Annotated in this window: 15 protein-coding genes and 2 tRNA genes; 2 read left to right on the top strand and 15 right to left on the bottom strand. The window is 45.2% G+C overall.

Going from position 1 to position 22,024, the window contains the following annotated elements; genetic code table 11:
• Positions 1 to 272 precede the first annotated feature (272 nt).
• The 9 genes from KH180_RS13425 to KH180_RS13385 form a co-directional block, all read right to left on the bottom strand.
• Positions 273 to 361: transfer RNA gene (locus KH180_RS13425), tRNA-Ser, on the bottom strand.
• A gap of 49 nt (positions 362 to 410) precedes the next feature.
• A tRNA-Ser gene (locus KH180_RS13420) sits at positions 411 to 496 on the bottom strand.
• A gap of 245 nt (positions 497 to 741) precedes the next feature.
• A complete protein-coding gene (gene ispD / locus KH180_RS13415) occupies positions 742 to 1,533 on the bottom strand; it encodes a 2-C-methyl-D-erythritol 4-phosphate cytidylyltransferase (RefSeq protein ID WP_290761160.1) in 792 nt (263 codons plus the stop codon).
• A 16-nt stretch (positions 1,534 to 1,549) separates the two neighbouring features.
• Positions 1,550 to 2,572 (bottom strand): tRNA (adenosine(37)-N6)-threonylcarbamoyltransferase complex transferase subunit TsaD, encoded by a 1,023-nt coding sequence (tsaD, locus tag KH180_RS13410; protein WP_290761158.1) that lies wholly within the window; start codon positions 2,570 to 2,572, stop codon positions 1,550 to 1,552.
• A 10-nt stretch (positions 2,573 to 2,582) separates the two neighbouring features.
• On the bottom strand, positions 2,583 to 3,494 hold the full coding sequence (locus KH180_RS13405; protein ID WP_290761157.1) for a ribonuclease Z: 912 nt from the start codon (positions 3,492 to 3,494) through the stop codon (positions 2,583 to 2,585).
• A 15-nt stretch (positions 3,495 to 3,509) separates the two neighbouring features.
• Complete coding sequence (gene rimI / locus KH180_RS13400; protein WP_290761155.1) at positions 3,510 to 4,214, bottom strand: ribosomal protein S18-alanine N-acetyltransferase; 705 nt, start codon at positions 4,212 to 4,214, stop codon at positions 3,510 to 3,512.
• Positions 4,195 to 4,914 carry a tRNA (adenosine(37)-N6)-threonylcarbamoyltransferase complex dimerization subunit type 1 TsaB gene (tsaB, locus tag KH180_RS13395; RefSeq protein WP_290761153.1) on the bottom strand — a complete coding sequence of 240 codons (720 nt, stop codon included), beginning with the start codon at positions 4,912 to 4,914 and terminating at the stop codon, positions 4,195 to 4,197. Before tsaB ends, rimI begins: the two co-directional genes overlap by 20 nt.
• A complete protein-coding gene (gene tsaE / locus KH180_RS13390; RefSeq protein ID WP_290761151.1) occupies positions 4,915 to 5,334 on the bottom strand; it encodes a tRNA (adenosine(37)-N6)-threonylcarbamoyltransferase complex ATPase subunit type 1 TsaE in 420 nt (139 codons plus the stop codon). It abuts the gene before it with no gap.
• A gap of 4 nt (positions 5,335 to 5,338) precedes the next feature.
• Positions 5,339 to 5,845, bottom strand: a complete 507-nt coding sequence (locus tag KH180_RS13385; protein WP_290761149.1) for a YcxB family protein — start codon at positions 5,843 to 5,845, stop codon at positions 5,339 to 5,341.
• Between the two features lie 160 nt (positions 5,846 to 6,005).
• Here KH180_RS13385 and KH180_RS13380 point away from each other — a divergent pair, with 160 nt between their 5' ends.
• A complete protein-coding gene (locus KH180_RS13380) occupies positions 6,006 to 6,548 on the top strand; it encodes a stage V sporulation T C-terminal domain-containing protein (protein WP_290761147.1) in 543 nt (180 codons plus the stop codon).
• Positions 6,549 to 6,605: 57 nt separating this feature from the next.
• On the opposite strand, the gene uvrA is transcribed toward KH180_RS13380, so the two are convergent.
• The 4 genes from uvrA to KH180_RS13360 all read right to left on the bottom strand — a co-directional run bounded on the left by uvrA (position 6,606) and on the right by KH180_RS13360 (position 12,639).
• Complete coding sequence (gene uvrA / locus KH180_RS13375; protein ID WP_290761145.1) at positions 6,606 to 9,431, bottom strand: excinuclease ABC subunit UvrA; 2,826 nt, start codon at positions 9,429 to 9,431, stop codon at positions 6,606 to 6,608.
• A 9-nt stretch (positions 9,432 to 9,440) separates the two neighbouring features.
• Positions 9,441 to 11,426: an excinuclease ABC subunit UvrB gene (gene uvrB / locus KH180_RS13370; RefSeq protein ID WP_290761144.1), complete on the bottom strand. Its 1,986-nt coding sequence runs from the start codon at positions 11,424 to 11,426 to the stop codon at positions 9,441 to 9,443.
• A 343-nt stretch (positions 11,427 to 11,769) separates the two neighbouring features.
• On the bottom strand, positions 11,770 to 12,309 hold the full coding sequence (locus KH180_RS13365; RefSeq protein WP_290761142.1) for a methylated-DNA--[protein]-cysteine S-methyltransferase: 540 nt from the start codon (positions 12,307 to 12,309) through the stop codon (positions 11,770 to 11,772).
• Positions 12,310 to 12,330: 21 nt separating this feature from the next.
• Positions 12,331 to 12,639: an MGMT family protein gene (locus KH180_RS13360; RefSeq protein WP_290761141.1), complete on the bottom strand. Its 309-nt coding sequence runs from the start codon at positions 12,637 to 12,639 to the stop codon at positions 12,331 to 12,333.
• A 193-nt stretch (positions 12,640 to 12,832) separates the two neighbouring features.
• On the opposite strand from KH180_RS13360, the gene KH180_RS13355 reads away from it, so the two are divergent.
• Positions 12,833 to 15,760 (top strand): InlB B-repeat-containing protein, encoded by a 2,928-nt coding sequence (locus tag KH180_RS13355; protein WP_290761140.1) that lies wholly within the window; start codon positions 12,833 to 12,835, stop codon positions 15,758 to 15,760.
• A gap of 71 nt (positions 15,761 to 15,831) precedes the next feature.
• On the opposite strand, the gene KH180_RS13350 is transcribed toward KH180_RS13355, so the two are convergent.
• Positions 15,832 to 19,419, bottom strand: coding sequence for a response regulator (locus KH180_RS13350; RefSeq protein WP_290761139.1), 3,588 nt, complete (start codon positions 19,417 to 19,419; stop codon positions 15,832 to 15,834).
• Positions 19,394 to 21,991 carry an EAL domain-containing protein gene (locus tag KH180_RS13345; protein WP_290761138.1) on the bottom strand — a complete coding sequence of 866 codons (2,598 nt, stop codon included), beginning with the start codon at positions 21,989 to 21,991 and terminating at the stop codon, positions 19,394 to 19,396. Before KH180_RS13345 ends, KH180_RS13350 begins: the two co-directional genes overlap by 26 nt.
• Positions 21,992 to 22,024: the final 33 nt, after the last annotated feature.

Here is a 22,024-nt window from a genome sequence, read left to right as displayed (position 1 = left end):
AGGATCAAACTCTCATGTTCAATCTTGGATCTAAAAAGCGCTAGCTTTCTTATCCTTTTACTTACTGTTCTATATAAAGAACGTCCGTTGCATCTTTTTTCAAAAGATGCTGAAAATCTCTTAGAATTTTCAAGGTTGTCTTATTGTTTAGTTGTCAATGTTCGCGTTTGCAGTATTGTGTGCGTAAAAAGTGAAGCATACCGTGTGTAGGTTTCCGTAATGCATATTATACAACAAACTTTTTTATCCGGAACCTCTTGTTAAAGTTCCAACGGAGAAGGAGGGATTTGAACCCTCGCGCCGCTATTAACGGCCTACTCACTTTCCAGGCGAGCCCCTTCAGCCACTTGGGTACTTCTCCAAGCGTCCTTAAATACTTTGCTGTCAGCTGCTGCTGATCTTCAAAGTAACGGAGAGGGTGGGATTCGAACCCACGCGCCCTTGCGGACAAACGGTTTTCAAGACCGCCTCGTTATGACCACTTCGATACCTCTCCAGGTACTTGTTTTCTTTGTTTTTTAAGCGCCTCTCTCGGTGACGCTTGTATATAATACCAAACGCTCCTACACTTGTCAACAAGTTTTTTAAAAAAAATTTATTTTTTTGTTATCTTCTTGATTTATGTCACTTTCAGGGGGCTTACAAGCCCTCCAAGTTCCCAGTTTTAGCTTCTTAGATATAACATAATATCTTTCTGTATAAACGATCTGTAACTTCATTTTAGAGAACCAATACAATATTTTATCCCTTTTTTTTCGTAAAAAAGCGTTTCTGCAGTACTTTCATCTGCAAATAAATAATCTTATCATGGACATTATGCAAAAACCGGAACAACTTTCTTGCCTTCACGAGACTTCCGGCAATCCGCACATCCTCGGGTGTTGTCACCTTAATATTGTCATAACTCCCTTCAATCAGCTTCACTTTCAGGTTCTGATCCCCATAATTTTCAAGCACCATTCCATCGTCCGTTGCTGTAGTATCTCCGCTGTCCATCAGTTTTTGGTAGGCATCAAAGATCAGGTCATAATCAAAACATTGAGGAGTCTGAACCTGCCACAGCTTTTTTCTGGGAGGAGTTGATACCGCATAAGTATCACTGTCTACAACTTTGATCGTGTCTTTTGAAGGCATACCGACCACACAGGCCTTATACCTGCGCACATTAATAATACACTTTCGTATAATATCAGCATTCAGCATAGGTCTGGCTCCATCATGAATCAGAACATAGTCTGCCTCTCCGATGCTTTTAAGCCCCAGGTAAACTGATTCGTACCGTTCCCGCCCTCCGGCAACGATCTTACTGACTTTCTCAAACTGATACTTATCCACAATATATCTCTGACAGTAATCAATCTCATCCTCTCCGGTAACTAATATGACTTCATCCACCGGACTGTGCTCGAATGCTTTCAGGGCATAGTAAATCAAAGGCCTGGATTTGATGATCATATACTGCTTGGGGATTCCGCTCCCCATACGTTTCCCTTCTCCCGCGCCAAGTACAACGGCTACGATTTTTTCCTTCATGGCATCTCCTAATTGTTTATCTCTGACCGATCTTTAATCCGGGAACCGCATTCAAATCCCAGCCGCTTCTTCCTCCGTTAATATATTCATAGTAGCCCGCGGCTCCGATCATAGCCGCATTGTCTGTACAAAGTACCGGTGAAGGATGATAAAACTGTATTCCCGCCTCCCGGCATCTGGCCTGAATCTTTTCCCTGAAAGCACCATTGGATGCTACTCCCCCGGCAATAGCAAGCTTTTGATATCCAAGGTTCTTTGCCGCTTCCACACCATGGCTACTCAGCACATCTACCACAGCTTCCTGGAATGATGCCGCTACATCTGCCCGGTTTACTTCTTCCCCTTTCATTTCACATTTGTTCAAATAGTTCAGCACTGAAGACTTCAGCCCGCTGAAACTGAAGTCGTTTGGTGCGTCATCAACTTTTGCTCTCGGAAACTTAACAGCCTCCTTGTCCCCCTCTTTGGCCAGGGCTTCAATTTTAGGGCCTCCCGGATACCCAAGTCCGATGGATCTGGCTACTTTATCAAACGCTTCTCCGGCTGCATCATCCCTGGTGCGCCCGATAATCTCATACTTGCCGTAATCTTTCACATCTACAAGATGTGTATGTCCACCCGATACAACCAGACATAAAAAAGGCGGCTCCAGCTCCGGATGCTCTATGTAGTTTGCACAGATATGGCCCTCAATGTGGTGGACTCCCACCAATGGCTTATCTTTTGCAAAAGCAATAGCTTTTGCCTCTGCAACTCCGACCAGCAAAGCACCTACAAGCCCTGGCCCGTAAGTAACTGCAACCGCGTCAATAGAATCCAGGGTTTCTCCCGCTTCTTTCAGAGCTTCTCTGATGACATAGTTGATCTTTTCAATGTGTTTCCTGGATGCGATCTCCGGTACGACACCGCCGTACAGCTTATGTAATTCAATCTGTGATGAAATAATATTGGACTTGACACGTCTTCCGTTTTCCACCACCGCCGCAGCCGTTTCATCACAGGAAGATTCAATTGCCAGTATCTTAATAACTTTATCCATTGTCCGCTCCTTATTCCTCACTGAAATCTAAAGTAATGGTCTTTCCGTCCTTTCCCGCTTTAGCTCTTGGAAAGATCTCTCTGACCTTCCCCATAAATTCTTCCGGTCTCACTAAAGACGGGCTGTAGTGAGTCAGCCACAACTGACCCACATCTGCCTGTTTTGCAAGCCTTGCGGCTTCATAAAATGTCATATGTTTATACTCTTTTGCCTTTTTCTCTTTTCCTTCTTCACCGTACATGCCTTCACAGATGAACAGATCTGCACCTTTGGCATTCTCTGCAATGGCAGGAACAGGCCTGGTGTCCGTACAATAAGTCAGCTTGATCCCCTTTCTTTCTTCTCCGAGAATCATATCGCTGGTCAGCACCCGTCCGTCAGCCTCAAGGGTCTCCCCTTTCTGCAGACGGCTCCAGTATTTCATCGGAATTTCATTTCTCCTGGCCTTGTCCGGATCAAACTTTCCGGCTCTTGGTATCGTTATATTATAACCATAGCATACGATGTTATGCTGGACCCGGAATGCCTCAATTTGATATCCGTCCATAGGAATTACCTGGTTCTTCCCTGAAAGTTCAAGAAATTCAATCTCAAACGGAAGATCCGGGGCAATAATCCTTAAGGACTGCACGACCCGTTCCACACCCTTAGGTCCGATGATCAAAAGAGGCTCCGTCCTCTCTGCATTTCCGAGAGTCAGCAGAAGCCCCGGCAGGCCGCTGACATGGTCTGCATGAAAATGAGTAAAACAAATAGCATCCAGAGGCTTTACGCTCCACCCCCGTTCTTTGATGGCTACCTGAGTTCCTTCCCCGCAGTCAATCAGCACTTCATGACCGTTGAATCTGGTCATACATGCCGTCAGTTTCCGATATGGAAGAGGCATCATGCCTCCGGTACCTAATAAACATACATCTAACATTTTTTATCCTTTTTTCTAAGTCAAAACTTCTTTTTTTTCTTTGACAGAGACTGGTATTTTAAAACTTTTTACCAGCTTGTCATAACAATGTTCACAAAGGAAAAATTCGTGGCATTCCAGGTCTTTATCTGAAAAATATCCCCACTCTTTCTCTCCTTTAAAATAATCTTCCTTCTCTTTGATTGACCGACCACATAAGTTGCACATCATCTCATTCTCCTCCTTATGGGTCTCATTATAAGAAGGTTCTTCTTCTGATACTAGTGGTAATGATTGGACCGGTACATCCCAGCGCATTAAAACAGCATCTTCCATGGGATTACGGTAATATTTGGGTCTTCGGCCCTGAACGATAAATCCTCTCTTTTTATACATGCGGATAGCCTGAGCATTTGATTCTCTGACTTCCAGATAAACAGCAGACACACGTCTTTTTGCAAGTTCTTCCTGAAGGACACATACCAGCCGTGCCCCAATCCCAAAATTGCGGATAAAAGGAAGCACACCCACTCTCAGCAGTTCACCTTCGTCTGCAGCTGTCCTGCCTATGACATAACCGCTGATACGTTTCATGTCACGCCACACATAAATAAAATAGTCCTTCTGTTTGAATGCGTCTTCAATCACACGAAGAGACCACGGATCAGAAAAGCACTGTTCCTCCAATGCCGCAATCATCGCCAGATCTTTCTCTCTTACCTCAAATATTGGCTTTTTCATTTCTCAGTCGTTCTTCTCTTTCTCTTTCTGCCTGGGATTTCCGTAAATATTCAGGTTCAAAATCATCTGCTGAAACTGCTTTGCCCTGCTCATAATATAGTTCAGCCAGGGCTCCTACTGCGCCTGCTCTTTGTCTGCCGGCAAATCCAGGGGCAAACAGGACATTTTTTCCCATCTGTTCTGATATGGCTTTTTGGTGTACCGGAACTCCGTCACCAAGAAAAGTTACAGTCTCCCCATATTCTTTCAGCTGATCCAGCGTATCATTGATACTCTGGGCACACTGCTCCTTTATAACTATAAACTGTCCGTGTTCAAAACGGTAAAATCCTGTATAGACCTGATTTCTCCTGGCATCCATAATCGGACAGATAATACCTTGTGCTCCGTATAATTGATATGCCAGTCCGTCCACAGACGGAACCGGTATGATCGGTTTATCAAGTGCCAGACCAAGGCCCTTTACAGTAGCTGCCCCGATTCTTAATCCAGTGAAGGATCCCGGCCCCATTGCAGCTGCAACAGCATCCAGGCCATTCAGGTCAAGTCCCACCTGGCGCTTTATTACATCCAGCATAGGGAGCAGCGTCTGTGAATGAGTCAATTTGTCATTGACTGTATATTCAGCGATCATTACTCCGTCCACAAGGTAGGCGGCTGATGCCACAAGACCTGAACTATCCAATGCTAAAATCTTCATCTATATCTCCTCAATCTTGATCTCTCTGTAGTCAAATCCCTTTTCCAGGTTTTTGGAAATCGTAATTTTTGTATAATGCTCAGGCAGGATTTCCTGGATGAGATTCGCCCACTCAATCAAAGAAACTCCCTGCCCGTAAATATAATGTTCATATCCTATCTCATCCATCTCTTCTGCGTCACCAATACGATACACATCAAAATGGTAGAAGGGAAGACGTCCGTCTTCATATTCCTGTACAATCGTAAATGTAGGACTCTGCACCGGCTCCTCAATCGCAAGACCCTTTGCAAAACCCTGGGTAAACACGGTCTTTCCGACTCCTAAGTCTCCCTCCAGACAGTAAACATCTCCGGGCCCGGCCTGCTGCCCAAGAGAAAAACCTGCCTGAAATGTATCTCCGCTGCTGAAACTTTCCATCTCACTAGGCCCTCTTTGCGTCCTTCGGAAGCTTTGTGCCGGCCGGAACGTGCTGATAGATATAATTCATGATCTCGTCTTTTTTGCTGCCAAGCGCTTCATCTGTAAAAATAAAAGCACTCTGCTTGCCTGTATATAGAATATACATCCCACGGTTGTATCGGATCTTGATAATCTGATCCCATGGAATCTGCCCGTTCTGTTCATCAATGGTTACATGGATTCCATCTTCCTGCATATCATAGACAGTCTCTGTCTTATACATAGGATTTGTGGCTGCCTGCTTCTTTGCCTTCATATATAATGTAAGAGGTGTTACAAGTACAAAAAGCACAAAGATCAGAACACCCATCAGGCCATAGTAAGCACTGCTCTGGGCAATTCCGCGGAACACCATCATAACTCCTACTAAAATACAAAAGACAGTAAAAATCCCTGACTGCCCCTGGTATGAATGAATCATAGAAAACCGAAATAAATCTTTCACCGATAACTTAATTTTTAATATCATTCCTCTGCTCCTTAATCTTCAGGATAATAAAATTCTCTGTTTTGGACTTGCTCTAGTTTTTAATTATATCATAGTAAAAAGAGTTTTGGTATATTTTTTCTCTCGATGCAAACAATATCCACATGGGAAAATATATGTTTGTGAGAGGAGACGTAAACACATGAGAGCAACAGGAATAGTACGACGTATCGATGACTTGGGAAGGATCGTGATTCCGAAAGAGATCCGCAAGACAATGCATATCAGAGAAAGCGATCCTTTGGAGATATTTACAGAACATGACGGAAGCATTATTCTTAAAAAATATTCTCCGATCGGGGAGATGGGGCAGGTGGCAAAACAATACGCAGAGTCCATAGCTGCTACCCTTCCTCATACGATCTGCATCTGCGATCAGGATTCTGTCATCGCCGCCGCAGGACCAAACGGCAAAAAATTGTCCGGAAAACTTCTGCATGAACAAGCTGAACAGATCATTATTGACCGCGGTCAATTCAGTGCAAATAAAGGAGATCAGAAATTTGTACCGATCATTTCGGATTTCCCGGATGAATTTACAAGCCAGGCAGTATCCACCATCATCGCTGAAGGAGATGCCATTGGCCTTGTCTGTATTCTTTCCAATGAACCAAAAATTAACGATCAGGATTTAGCCATTGCAAAAATTGGCGCTTCTTTCCTTGGCAAACAAATGGAAGACTAAAAAAAACTGATACGCCGTACAAAAACTGCCGGCATGCAATGCATGTCCGGCAGTTTTTTAATTTTCCAGATATTTTTTTAAATATTTTCCTGTGTAAGACTGTTCAGACTCACATATCTGTTCGGGAGTTCCCTGAGCTACAACAGTTCCTCCCCGGTTTCCGCCTTCCGGCCCGATATCAATGATATAGTCAGCAGTTTTGATAACTTCCAGATTATGCTCAATAACAATCACCGTATTTCCGCCTTCTGTAAGCTTGCCTAAAATATCAACCAGCTTATGGACATCGGCAAAATGGAGTCCTGTGGTAGGCTCATCCAATATATAGATCGTCTTTCCGGTACTTCTTTTACTAAGCTCGGTTGCCAGCTTAATTCTCTGTGCTTCACCCCCGGACAGCTGTGTAGACGGCTGCCCAAGACGGATATAAGAAAGTCCCACATCCCTCAATGTTTCCATCTTCCGGCTGATGCTCGGAATGCTGGCGAAGAACTCGCAGGCTTCCTCCACAGTCATATCCAATACATCATAGATACTCTTTCCTTTATAAAGGACCTCTAAAGTCTCCCGGTTATATCGTTTCCCCTGGCAGACTTCACAGGGAACATACACATCAGGAAGGAAATGCATCTCGATCTTTATGATACCGTCACCGGCACAGGCTTCACATCTTCCGCCTTTTTTGTTGAAACTGAATCTCCCTTTGTTGTATCCCCGGCTTCTTGCATCCTTTGTCATGGCAAACAAATCCCGGATCTGGTCAAAAACACCGGTATAGGTTGCCGGATTGGATCTTGGAGTACGTCCGATCGGCGACTGGTCAATATCAATAATCTTATCCAGCTGGTCGAATCCCTCAATGTCAGTATGTTTCCCTGCTTTTATCTTGGCCCGGTTCAGTTCCTTTGCCAGCCTTTTATAGACAATCTGATTGATGAGAGAACTCTTTCCTGAACCGGATACACCAGTCACACAGGTGAACACTCCCAGAGGAATATCCACATCAATATTCTTCAGGTTATTTTCCCTTGCCCCAATCACTTTCATCCATGCGGCCGGCTTTCTCCGTTCCTCCGGAACCGGTATCTTGATCCTTCCGCTTAGATATGCACCTGTGATGGACTTTTTATTCTTCATGATCTGCTGAGCTGTTCCCTGGGCTACGATCTCCCCGCCGTACTCCCCTGCTCCCGGACCTACATCTACAATGTGGTCTGCTGCCAGCATTGTATCTTCATCATGCTCCACCACCAACAAGGTGTTTCCTAAATCCTTTAAGTTCTTCAGGGTATTGATCAGTTTGTCATTGTCTCTCTGATGGAGACCGATGCTTGGCTCATCCAAAATATATGCGACACCCACCAAACCTGAACCGATCTGTGTTGCCAGGCGGATTCTCTGAGCCTCACCTCCGGAAAGCGTGCCGGTCGCTCTGGAAAGAGTCAGGTATTCCAGTCCTACATTATTAAGGAACCCTACCCTGGCCTTGATTTCCTTCAGTATCTGGCTTCCGATAAACTGCTGGCGTTCTGTCAGTTCCATCTCATCCAGAAAAATCAGAATCTCTCCCACAGACATCTCACACATCTCGGCAATATTTTTCCCTGCCACAGTGACAGCCAGTGACTCTGCTTTCAGTCTCTGTCCATGACATTCTTCACACGGCGTCACTGTCATGTAGTTCTCATACTCTGCCTTCATAGACTCAGAAGACTCTCTGTATCTCCGGCCCACATTTCGGATCAGACCCTCAAAGGATACATCATAGATGCCCTGTCCTCTTTGCCCGGTATAATGAACCTTTACCTCTTTTCCGTTGGTCCCATAAAGAATAATATCTCTGATCCTCTTTGGATAATCCTTAAACGGTGTATTCAGATCAAACTTGTACTCTCTGGCAAGGGCATCCAGGATCGCTCTTGTATAACTTTTTTTGTCTGTACAGGACTGCCATCCCATCACTTGGATGGCACCTTCTGCAATGCTCAGTTTCTGGTCCGGAATCATCAGATCCACATCAAACTCCATTTTATAACCCAAACCGTGACAGACCGGGCACGCTCCAAATGGATTGTTAAAGGAAAAACTCCTTGGTTCAATCTCGTCAATGCTGATATCGCAGTCCGGACATGAAAAACTCTGGCTGAAGTTCATCGGCTCTCCGCCGATGATATCCACAGTCATCAGACCGTCTGCCAGGTCTAACGCCGTCTCAATAGAATCTGTAAGTCTCTTCTCGATTCCTTCCCTGACAACCAGACGGTCCACTACAATCTCGATATTGTGTTTTTTGTTTTTATCAAGTGTAATCTCTTCTTCCAGATCATAGATATTTCCATCGACTCTGACCCTTACATAGCCGCTTCTCTTGGCATTGGAGAAGATCTTTTCATGTCTGCCTTTCCTTCCTCTGACGATCGGCGCAAGAAGCTGGAACTTTGTTCCCTCTTCCAGTTCCATGATCCGGTCAGCCATCTGATCCACAGTCTGCTTGCTGATAGGTTTTCCGCACTTAGGACAGTGGGGAATCCCAATCCTGGCATACAGCAGCCGGAAATAATCATAAATCTCTGTCACAGTTCCTACTGTAGATCTGGGATTGCGGTTTGTTGACTTCTGGTCGATAGAGATCGCCGGAGACAATCCTTCAATGCTGTCAACATCCGGTTTTTCCATCTGTCCGAGAAACTGCCTTGCATAAGAAGACAAAGACTCCATATATCGTCTCTGGCCTTCTGCATAAATCGTATCAAATGCCAAAGAGGACTTGCCGGAACCGCTCAGTCCTGTAAGGACAACAAATTCGTTCCTTGGTATCTCTAAATCTACATTCTTTAGATTGTGCTCTTTGGCCCCTTTGATTCGGATAACATCCTTCTTCATAGTATCTCCTTACTTATCATAATCTCTGTAAGCAATTTTGTATTCCTTCAGCTCGTCACGAAGCGCTGCTGCCTCCTCGAAGTTCAGTTCTGCTGCCGCTTTATTCATCTTCTTTGTGAGCCGTTCTATGTTTTCTTTCAGTTCTTTCCTGTTCATAGACTCAACGTCTTTTTCATCTGCCTGTACTTCGTCCTCGTCCTCAGAAATCTTAATCAGGTCACGGACATCCTTCTTAATTGTCTGCGGGGTAATCCCATGTTCTTTATTATACTGGTCCTGAATCGCCCGCCGCCTCTCAGTCTCACTGATGGCAGCTTTCATGGAATCGGTCATTTTATCCGCATACATGATAACATGTCCTTCACTGTTTCTGGCTGCACGTCCTACTGTCTGGACCAGAGATGTCTCAGATCTTAAAAAGCCTTCTTTGTCTGCATCCAGAATGGCAACCAGTGTAATCTCCGGAATGTCCAAACCTTCTCTCAGCAGGTTGATCCCCACCAATACGTCAAATACATCCATCCTGAGATCTCTGACGATCTCCGTCCGCTCAAGAGTATCAATATCGGAATGCAGGTACTTTACACGGATTCCCACTTCCCTCATGTAATCAGTCAGCTCTTCTGCCATCCTCTTTGTAAGCGTGGTTACAAGAACTTTATGTCCCTGCTCCGTTTCCTTATGGACTTCAGACAAAAGATCATCGATCTGCCCCTTCACCGGGCGCACATCAATCGGAGGATCTAACAGACCGGTCGGGCGGATAATCTGCTCTGCCCTGAGAAGCTCATGCTCTGCCTCGTACTTGTTCGGCGTAGCAGACACAAACAGCATCTGGTCAATCTTACTCTCGAACTCACTGAACTCCAGCGGACGGTTATCTTTTGCTGACGGTAGGCGGAATCCAAAGTCTACCAGCGTAGACTTCCTGGACTGGTCTCCGGAATACATGCCGCCGATCTGCGGCACCGTAATGTGAGACTCATCCACGATGATCAGAAAGTCATCCCCGAAGAAATCAATCAGTGTATTAGGCGGTTCCCCCGGCTTCCCGCCGGTGAGATGCCTGGAATAGTTCTCTATGCCGGAACAGAATCCGGTTTCTCTCATCATCTCAATATCAAAGTTTGTCCGCTCTGCAATCCTCTGTGCTTCAATGAGCTGGTCATTTTCCTGAAAATACTTTACCCGCTCTGCCATTTCCTTTTTAATATCCGTGATAGCACGCTCAATCTGCTCCTGAGGCACAACATAATGGGAAGCCGGAAAAATTGCCAGGAAATTGATACTCCTCTTTACTTCCCCGGTCAGCACGTCAAACTCAACAATGCGCTCAATTTCGTCTCCGAAAAACTCAACTCTCACCGCTTCTTCAAAGGTGGATATAGGGAGAATCTCAAGAACATCTCCTTTTACGCGGAAGGTGCCCCGTTTAAAATCCAGCTCGTTGCGGACATATTGGATATTAATCAGTTCATCGATCACCTGGTCCCTGTCCTTTTCCATACCAGGCCTCAGGTAGATCATCATTTCCGTGTAGCTTTCTTTGTCACCGATACCGTAAATACATGACACGCTGGAGACCACGATAACATCCTTCCGCTCAATAAGAGCTGCTGTGGCACTGTGTCTCATCTTATCTATCTCATCATTGACTGAAGAATCCTTCTCAATAAAAGTATCTGTGGAAGGAACGTAAGCCTCCGGCTGATAGTAATCATAATAAGAAACAAAATATTCTACTGCATTATGGGGGAAAAACGCTTTAAACTCGCTGTACAGCTGTGCAGCCAGCGTTTTGTTATGTGCGATAATCAGGGTTGGTTTATTCAACTCCTTAATAACATTTGCCATGGTAAAGGTCTTGCCTGAACCCGTAACTCCCAGAAGAGTCTCAAACTGGTTTCCTTTTCTAAATCCGGAGACCAGCTGTGCGATTGCCTCCGGCTGGTCTCCGGTGGGCTCAAATTCAGATACTAATTCAAAATGATCCATAGCTCAAAGCCTCCTTTGCAATGATATGTTCAACAAAATCCTAAAAACATTTGTCATCCGCCCTTACTTCATATATATTGACCTAGTATAACATAATAAAAGACTATTTAGTATGTTCACATTATTGGTAATTTATTTGGCTCCGTACTTCTTTTCATCCAAAGTGCCAAGAACGTATGTTCCTTCCATTCTAGCAGAATCTTTCAGGGAATGCAACCATATCTCTAATAAAAGAAAAAAGGCACTGCCATACTAAGTAATTGATGTGACCTCCTAATTGTTAGATTTTGGTCTGACTTTTAGGATTTGATTCAATCAGTTAGTGGGGCAGCCCCTTTTGTCCTTATTTTGCTGTGCTTTTTTTGGGTATGAACAGCCCTTCCATGTCTGCTCCTTCGTGAGTGAGCAGCTGAATCTTTTTATCGATTCCTCCTGCGTAACCGGTCAGGCTTCCGTTGGAACCCACTACTCTGTGGCAGGGAATGATAATAGAGATGGGATTATGGCTCACTGCGCCGCCTACGGCCTGCGCTGACATCTGCTTCCTGCCTGATTTCAAGGCTATTTTTCGGGATATTTCTCCGTAGGTTGTCACTTGCCCATATGGAATCTGGCAGAGGATCTCCCATACTGCCTGACGGAATTCACTTCCCGCAGGAGAAAGCTTCAGCTCTGTTATCTCAGGCTTTTCCCCTGCAAAATAACGGTCCAGCCATGTCTTTGCCTGCACCAAAACAGGATGGTTCTCCTGCTCCTTTTGTTCTTCCTTCACAGACCCAAGGAAATATTTTTGGTGCTCGATCCACAGCCCTGCTAATGCACCATCCTTTGCAGCCAGCAGAATCCGTCCTGCCGGAGAATCATAATGTGCCGTGTAAATCATAATCTTTCTCCTTCTGCCCCTTTAGCAGTCCCATTGAAATCGTTTCAAATCAACATGAGTGTCATTTTTCATAGAAACTCCCTCTTGTTCCAATAAATATCTTTGTTCTGTCCATCCGGGAACAAGCCGCCCGGCGTGATTGACAACCCGGTGACAGGGGTATTCCCCGTAGAAAGCGGCCCTGCGGAGCACTGTGCCGACTAATCTGGAATTTTTGTCTCTGCCGATCAGCCTTGCAATCTGCCCGTATGTAGCGACATTTCCTTCCGGGATTTCCTCCACTACAGAGAGAATTTCGTAGATCAGTGATTCATCTAAAATCTTTTTCATCAGCACATATCCCTCCCTGTATGACAATTTTCTTCGTAATTTTATTCTATCTTCCAATACCTGCCCAGTCAAGTAAGACAGGGAAGTTTGACATACTACTTGACAGTATTTAAACTGGAAGTATAAACTAAAAATAACAAATTATTTTTCGTTTTTTCTTAAAAAAGGGGTTAGGAAAAAGGGGTGATAGGAAATGAAAAAAAACAAGCACTTTAGAAATCGTCTGCTGGTTCTGTTTTTTTCTGCAGCATTGTCCATGAACGGATTTGTGTTATATGCAAAAAATGCTGAAGCTCCGGATGATGCAGCTGAACCGGCTGCTTCAACAGAACTGCTGGAAAGTACTGTTAAAGAGACTGAGGAACCCAGGACAGAGGAACAATCCAGCGAAGCTGAAACCTCCGTGGTTCTTCAAAAGACTTCCGAATCTGTAAAAGAAACCAAGCCAGCAGGCAAAACTGCTGAAAAGACCACTGCAGCCATTTCCCGCACTGCCGGAACTCCGTCTCCATACGCAGAAGAGGACAACAATATAGCAAAAATCATCCGCGGCGAAGAAGAAGTGTTTTATACTGATTTCGCGACCGCACTGAGAAAGGTATTGGCCGGAGAGGAGATTATCTTATTAAAAGATATTCCGGCCAAAGTGGGATATTATACAATAGATAAATCCATCACGCTGAATTTGAACGGACACAGTATCGACGGTTTGAAAAATTATACGATCCTTATTAATAAATACAATACAGCCGGTATCACAGTAACCATCAAGGATGGAACTGTCTACAGCAGCTGTGACCGTGACTATGATGCGATGGGTATATGCATGCCGCTTTATGTCCGAAGCTGCGGGAATGTAATCCTTGACAATGTAAAGCTGGAAGCCCGCCCAGTAACTGATATTTCCAGTACAGGCATGAGAATCGAAAAGAATGCCACTTTGACTAATGGATCTGTGCCGCAGGTCACAGTCTCCGGAAAGAATACTTTGATCAAAGGCGGCACAGCCGGAATCAATATCATCAGTAACATGAAAGATAACAGGAGACCTGAACTTGTCATCAACGGAGGACTCATAGAGGGCGGTTCTTTTGGCATTGCCGGAAACGGTACCAATGACGCAACCGATACCACAGTCAACGGCGGGACAGTCAGGGCAATGGGCAATGACGGAACAGCAATTTATCATCCGCAGGACGGTGATCTGACCGTCAGCGGAGGAATTATAGAAGGTGTAAACGGGATCCAGTTTTGCGGAGCAGGCAGTCTGTCTGTCACCGGCGGAATGATCACAGCTGCTGCTGATTCTATATCTCCTGGTGATCCCAGCGACGGTTCCATTTTGGACGGGGCTGCTCTGTCTGTTGTATCCAGAGGCGGAGAATACGGTGCCGCAAAAAGTTTGGATGTTTCCATTACAGGCGGTATTCTAAAAAGCCTCCATCATACAGCGATCCGGGAATACAGCACCAATAACCAGGAAACATTAATAAACCAAATACAAATTTATCAGGGAGAAAACAAAGACTTAAGGGTCATCTCCGGAGCTCAGAAAGAAGCGGTCATCTTTGACACTCTTTCCGGCAATGATGCGATGGCAGTCTCCGGCGGCCGTTTTTCAAGTATTCTCTCAGACGCCTACTGTGCAGTTCATTTTGAGTGCCAAAAAGAAAAGGACAAGGAAAACCTCTATAGCGTTGTCCCCCGCACTTATTCACTGACCTATGATTACGCCGGCGGAAAACTGCCTGAAGGCAGAAAAAATCCCAGCGGATACACTTATTTTGACAGTGCCTTTACTTTGGTGAACCCACAAAAGGAAGGATACGATTTTGTTGGATGGACCGGGAACGGTATCAGTATCCCTCAAAAGGAAGTGACCATTGCTGTACATTCTGAAGGGAAGAAAACATACACCGCTGTTTACTCCCCAAAAGAATCCAGAATCGTCTTTAAAACAGAGACAGATGACATTACAATCCCTGACAAGGTGGGAAAAACAGATGAAGTCATCCGTGACAGAACCATGCCAAAGGTTACGGCCCCTAAAGGTTACGGCTTTGCAGGATGGTTTGACCAAAAAGGCAGGAAAGCAGCACTGCTGCCGGAGAAATTCCCTGCTGGAACGACGGTTTATACAGCCCGCTGGAATTTAACACCTCTTGCCTCTGATCCAAACATCCAGATAGAAGTGCCTGAATTATCTCCGGACGGTACGGGTGTCACTGTCTCAGATACATCGGTCACTGAATCAGCCCGGCAGGCCAAAACGATTATGAATGAAATAGCCGCAGGAAAAGTGCCTGCTGGAATGAGTGCAGAAGACGCAAGAAGAATTAAAGATCTGTTGGATTCAGCAGAAAAAGATGATTCCGTCATTACCGTCCTTTCCCTGCAGGCAGAAAGAAAAGAGCAGGCTGCCAAAGATGAGCAGAATAAATTTGCTTCTGTCATGCGGGCAGACGAACAGGCTGCTGCATATTTTGATCTTTCGGTGGCGGTTTCTGTCCGTGTCGAATCACCGGACGGCACGGTCCGGCGGGTAGAAAACATAAATCTTTCCACGCTGGAAACCCCTCTGCTGTTTGAGCTCCATGTGGATCCTTCATGGATCAGGGAAAAAGCTGTGAGAATCGCCCATGTCCATAACGGGAAGGCAGAGATCCTTACGGCAGAAAACGTAAACCGTAAAAATGGAAGTATTGAACTCTATGCACAGAGTTTCTCCACTTATGCAGTTCTCACCTCGGAAAATGTTGAAATCACATTTGACAGCCAGGGAGGAACAAAGATATCCCCTCAAACAGTCAAATACGGAACTGTCATCACGAAACCAAAAGATCCTGTTAAAAAAGGATCTGCATTTATAGACTGGTGCTTAGATAAAGACGGGAAAGAAGTATATGATTTTAAAACGAAAGTGCAGGATTCCTTTACCCTCTATGCAAAATGGTCAAAGAAGGAAAAAACCAGGACGGCGGACAGCGGACACCAAAACACCGGGGCAGGCAGTCATTCTAAACCGGTGAAGGCAGGTGACACTGCAGATCTTAGATTGTGGCCGTCTGTGCTGCTGGCTTCTGCAGCCTGTATCCTGATCTTGAAAAAGAAACTAAAGTAGTTCCGGTTCATGAAAGAAGGCTGCATACATCAAGTCAATTTCTGATGTATGCAGCCTTCTTTTCTCTGTTTTCACTCGGATGCACAAAATATAAAATCATACAGCGTCCGATACAGCCGTTCCGGTTCAATCGGCTTAGCCAGATGAGCGTTCATCCCGGCCGCCTTGCTTTTTTCAACGTCATCGTCAAATGCATTTGCAGTCATAGCTATAATCGGGATGTCCTCCGCATCTTTGTTGCTCAGATTCCTTATGTTGGCAGCGGCCGTAAGTCCGTCCATGATTGGCATACGGATATCCATTAGAATAGCATCATAGTATCCTGCTTCTGATTTACTGAACAGCTCCATGGCTCTCAAACCATTTTCTGCCGTCTCCACATCAAATCCTTTGCCCTCCAGAAGCATCTTTGCAATCTCAGTATTCAGGGCATTATCTTCCACTAAAAGAACCCTTTTCCCGGTAAAATCAAAGTCCGGTTCTTTCTTCTGTTCCTTCTCTTCTTCCCTCTGGCAGAATACTTTTGTAAAGGCAGAAACCAGGGAGGCCTTAAACATCGGCTTGCTCATCAGCAGGTTCACTCCTGCCAGTTTCGCCTCATGCTCAATGGAAGTCCAGTCATAGGCGGTCATAATAATGATCGTCACTTCCGGTCCCACAATGCTCCGTATACGCCGGGCAGTCTCAATGCCATCCATCTCCGGCATCTTCCAGTCGATCAGGATCATATCAAAATATTTTTCATTTTCCCATAAAAACTGTACCCGTTCCACAGCCTTGCGCCCGCTGTCTACCCACTCTGCTTTAATTCCCATTTCCTTCAGTGTGACAATGGCACTTTCGCATACCGCCACGTCATCATCAACAACCAGCGTGCTGAGATGTGAGAAATTATAATTTTGCTGTTTTTGATTGTGCCTGTGCTTTTCTTCCTCTGTAATACCCAGCTTCACGTCCACTGTAAATTCAGATCCCACACCCTTGATAGAGCGGACTGTGATTCTTCCGTCCATCATATCCACAATACTCTTGGAGATGGGCAGCCCAAGGCCGGTTCCGCCGTAAACTGAAGTGATTCCCCCGCTCTCCTGGGAAAAGGTTTCAAAGATATGCGGAAGGAAATCATCACTCATGCCGATTCCCGTATCATTTATAATAAAACGCAGTATCACATCATTTTTCGTCTTTTTATATCTGACGGTAGAAAAGGTAATCTTTCCTCCCTCCTCCGTAAACTTTACTGCATTTCCAATGATATTAATCAATACCTGCTGAAGCTTCATCGCATCACCGATATAGAAATCAGCAATCATTGGGTCAACAATGCACTCATAGTCGACCCCCTTTGCTTCTGCCTGGGCATAGCAGATGGAATTAACTCCATTGAGAAACTCTTCCATAGGGATCTTTTCATTTTTCAGAAGCATTTTTCCGCTCTCAATCCGGCTCATATCCAGAATGTCATTGATCAATGCCAGCAGATATCTTGAAGAAATGCCGATTTTGGAAATACAGTCTTCCACCTTGGCATCGTCTCCTATAGACTGGGCTGCTATGGCACACATACCAATGATAGCATTCATAGGGGTACGGATTTCATGGCTCATCCGGGACAGAAAGTCTGATTTCGCTGCATTTGCCTGCTCTGCCCCTGCAAGAGCGGCAGCCAGTTCATGTTTCTGCCTTTGTTCCTGCCGGACAATATCCGTCACATCTGTCCTGGCCAGACAAACACGCCCCAGATCCCTGTCAATATAAAACACTTCACACCGCTTCACCTGCAGATTTCCCTCCAGGTCTTTCATTTCCACCAAAAAAGAATAAGAATCCTGCTCTGACAGCTTACGGATCATATACTCATAATTTAAATTTTCAAGGTAGGTCTTTCTGGCTTCTTCCTCCATAAACTGTTCGGCCATCTTATGGATTTCCTTCTGGAATTCCCCCTGTATAGGAACTGTGTTCCTGACCTTTTGATTAAGCGTAAACAGCCGGTGAGTATCATGGACAATATCAATATCCACAATCATATCAAAGTCCAGGTCTGTGATTTTGTTGAGCAGTTTTTTCTGCATCTTCTGTTCTGTCTCATCATAGGTGTAAAAAAACACAATGATATCCCCGGTCTCGGGGTTTAAATAGGACCGGAAATTCGTATTGCTCCAAAAAGCACTCCCGTCTTTCCTCTTTCTGAGATAATGGAATTTATAATCCACTTTACCTGCTGCAAAATCCTTTATTATATTTTCCCGCTCTAATACCTTACCGATTTTTTTCCCGTATTCAGGATCAGCTGCCGACTCAATCAGCTTTTGGACTGTGTACGTGTAACTCTTTCCTGCACCAGTCAGGGCCACTTCCGGGGCAGCCACATAATTTTCCACCACGTCCTGGGTCACATTCATCCGTCCCTGAATGCTTCTTCCGTCAGAAGACAATTCAGCAAAATAGGCCAGTTCATTTTCATAGAGCTCTTTGACACGCTCCTGCAGAAGTTTTTCTTCTGTAATATCCACAAAAACACAGTAAAAATACTGTTCTCCATCCTCCTCAGTGAGCAGCTGTGCCTTAATGGAGATCCATTTGATCTTACCGTCTTTCCGTATCAGCCTGCTTTCATTGTGCAGTGTATTCCCTTTCTTAAGCTGTTCCTTCAGACTGTCCGCCATTATAATCAAATCATCCGGATAAATCACTGCAGCCATTTGATTCCCCATGGCCGCAAATTCTTCCCGGGTATACCCTAAGAACTCATACAGCCCGTCATTTGCCGCTATAACAGAGAAGCCCTCATCAAACCGGCAGCGGAAAACAGCTCCGGGAATATTATTATACATATGTGATATTTCGTTCTGAGCCTTCATTTGGGCCGTCACATCAATGCACACTGAAATTATTGCATCACGTCCGTCCTCAGTCTCCACCCGGTGTGCTACATCATGAACCCATATATAAGATCCGTCTTTTTTCCGCATCCTGTATTCCAGTGTGTATTCGCCGTTTTCATCCATTTGCCGCTTTGCGCTGGCTACAGCTTCTGCGCGGTCCTCATGATGAATGCTGTTGGGCAGCAGTCCATGGATATCTCCGACAAACTCTTCTTCATTCTCATATCCCAAATACTGCAGCATTCTCCGGTTGATGAAATAAAATGGAAATCCTTTTTCCAGATATCCTCCGATCATTCCTCCGGCAAGTGAATCATTCAGTATCTTTTGGCGCTGTCCTGAAATATTTTCAACTACCAATGTCTTGGGATAATGCTCCTCTTCCCCCTGGCTCGCCGCTGCTTCAGAAAAATGGAGACTGCGCACCAGCCACCGCGTCCCGTGCTTTTCCATATTGAAGATTCCCCGTACACGCCAGGCATATACAGAGTTTCTGAGTGTGATCTCTTCAAATATCATCCGGATGCGGTCATCCAAAACCTGTTCATAGACAACCTCACATTCCGTTTGAAACGGCTCAGGAATCTCTCTGATATCCTGATGCAGATACTGGACCATTTCCTCTCTGCCGCAGGCATATTCCTTCTCTCCTGTACCGATAAATTTAATATCATCCGACAGATACTCCGCTGTTTTTTCTGCATCGCGCAATTCAAACCAGCAGGTACAGAGCTCCCGGACAGTCTCACTTGCATTCATTAGTTTGCCCATAGATTTCTCCCCTCCATAAACGGCAGCCCTCCATACCTTCTGTTTCTGTACAGTTCAGCACCTGCCCTGCCCGTTCAATGGCTGCAGCTATTGTATCGCCTTCTTCTAACAGAACTGCCCCTGCTGAACAGATGATGTCTTTTCCTCCGCCGCAGGCATCCTTAACTGCTGTGCAGATTTCTTCCCCTTTTTTCACAATAAAATCGCCTGATCCTGCCTGTTTCATAACAGCCAGAAATTCATTCCCGCTGAACCTGCCAAGTATATCGCTTCTTCTTGTATATGTACGCAAAATTGTGCCAAGTTCATAAATCTGCTCATCTCTTATATTGTTCTTTTGTTCCGATGTATTCAGGCGGAATAAGTAAACCGCCAAAGGCATGTCTTCTTCCCTGAGTGACTTTACAGCCGCTTTCAGCCCTTTCCGGTTCAGCAGTCCTGTCTGATAATCCTGGAATTCTTCATCCTGCAGAACCCTCTCATGCATATGATATGCATTAATATCTGATGCCCGCCGTATTCTGTTCAGCAGACTCTTTGCAAAAAACGGCCTGCCGATAAAATCATCCGCCCCCGCTTCCAGTGCCTTCTCCTCCGTCCGGGCATCTGGTTCTGCAGCAGCAATGACTGGTATATTTCTGCATGTTCTGTCTTCTTTCATCTGTTTTAACATAAGACAGCCGTCCAATTCAGGGTATGTCAGGCTTAATACGACTGCTGCTATCTCATTTTCATGTTCCTTTACTGCATCCATGATTCCGTCTCCGCCGTCCGCATCAAGCACTTGATACTCTTCTTCCAGGTCCTTTTTTATCTTTTCCCTGAATACCCGATCTTCTTCTGCAATCAAAAGTATACTCTTCCCCCCTGTCCGGCACACTGTCTCACTTTTTTCAGTGACCAGAGAGTTTGCCGCACCTTTTGACAGCAGTTTCTCAAACTCTGTACATGGCATAGGTTTTGCAAAATAATACCCCTGCACATAATCACATCCTATTTCCCTGAGGCGTTCCAGCTGATCCTTTGTTTCCACGCCTTCTGCCACCACGCTGAGATGCATCCACCGTGCCAGATTAATGATAAATTTAAGGATACCCTGGCTTACTGGCTTTGCAGTTTCGCTCTGAATGAATTTCATATCCAGTTTTAAAATATCAATAGGCATATTATTCAGCATGTTCAGCGAAGAATATCCGCTTCCGAAGTCATCCATCTCAATGACAAACCCCAGCTCTCTCAGGCGGGAAACAACTTCAATGATCTGGGACGGCGTCTCTGTATAGGCACTTTCTGTAATCTCCAGATGCAGCCAGGAAGGATCAAGTTTATATTTCTGCAGGATTCTCTGCAGGATATCAGGAAGATCAGCATTATAAATATCCGCTCTGGACACATTGACTGATACCGGAATCGCCGGATACCCTTTATCCTTCCATTCTCTGAGCTTCTCACATGTTTTTTCCCAGACATATTGGTCCATCTTTGTGATGAAACCATTATTTTCAAACAGCGGAATAAAATTCGCCGGAGACTGCAGTCCCCACTCAGGATGGTCCCACCGCACCAGGGCCTCCGCCCCTGCCAGGCTGCCGTCCATGATCCTGTACTTCGGCTGCAGATAAACCTGGAACTGATTCTCTTCCAGCGCCTCTTCCATGCTGTCTGTAATAGCCTGGTCATGGAGAAGCCTGCTCCTAAGCTTATCATCATAGAAGGCAAAATATTTGCCATACTGCCCCTTGATACTGCGTGCAGCCAAAAGCGCCCGGTCACACATCTGTTCCACTGAAAGCTCCCGGTCTTCCACTGTATAAATCCCCCACTTCATGGCGATGCTTCCTGCTTCCATCAGCTCATTGACCTTCTCATTTACTTTCTGGAACATTTCATCACTATAATCCCGGCGGTGTTCAATCATACACACAAACTGATCTGCATTCAGCCTTCCGCAGACCCCGTTTCCGTCGATCCCCTCTTTATACATCCGTGCAACTCCGCAGAGCAGATGATCTCCTGCCGGAGCGCCGAACACATCATTTACCAGCTTGAAATTCTCTATGTCAGAGCAAATAATATCGTACTGTCCTTCCGGATTTCGCATGAGTGCATCTCTTATAAGCTGATAAAAGAACTCCTTGCTGTACAGGCCTGTCAGCCGGTCAAACTTGACTTGGTTTACGACAGCGGCTGTCTCCCTCAGGTTAATGATGCCTGCTGCCCTGTGCAGAATGATCTGCGGCCTGTAAGGCTTGGCGACAAAATCTGCTGCCCCATGGGACAGAGCCGACAATTCATCGGACTCCGCATCATTTTGTGTTGTAACAATGACAGGGATCGATGAGTAAGCTTTGTCAGCCTTCATGACGGACAGGAATGTATACCCGTCCATTACAGGCATGACAATATCAAGCAGTATAAGGGAAATTCCTTCTCCATACTGCTTCAATACCTCCAAAGCCTCTTTTCCGTTTTCCGCTTCCAGGACATCATAATCAGAAGCCAATATCTCGCACAGCAGCTGCCGGTTCATTTGATTGTCCTCTACTACCAATACCTTTTTCTGAGACAGCATATTATTCCCTTTCTATTGACAAAACGCGCAGAA

The organism is Anaerostipes sp. (genome assembly GCF_018381315.1).
Taxonomy (GTDB): Bacteria; Bacillota; Clostridia; order Lachnospirales; family Lachnospiraceae; genus Anaerostipes.
Note: the sequence above shows the minus strand (reverse complement) of the source record. Positions and strands in the feature narration are given on the sequence as shown.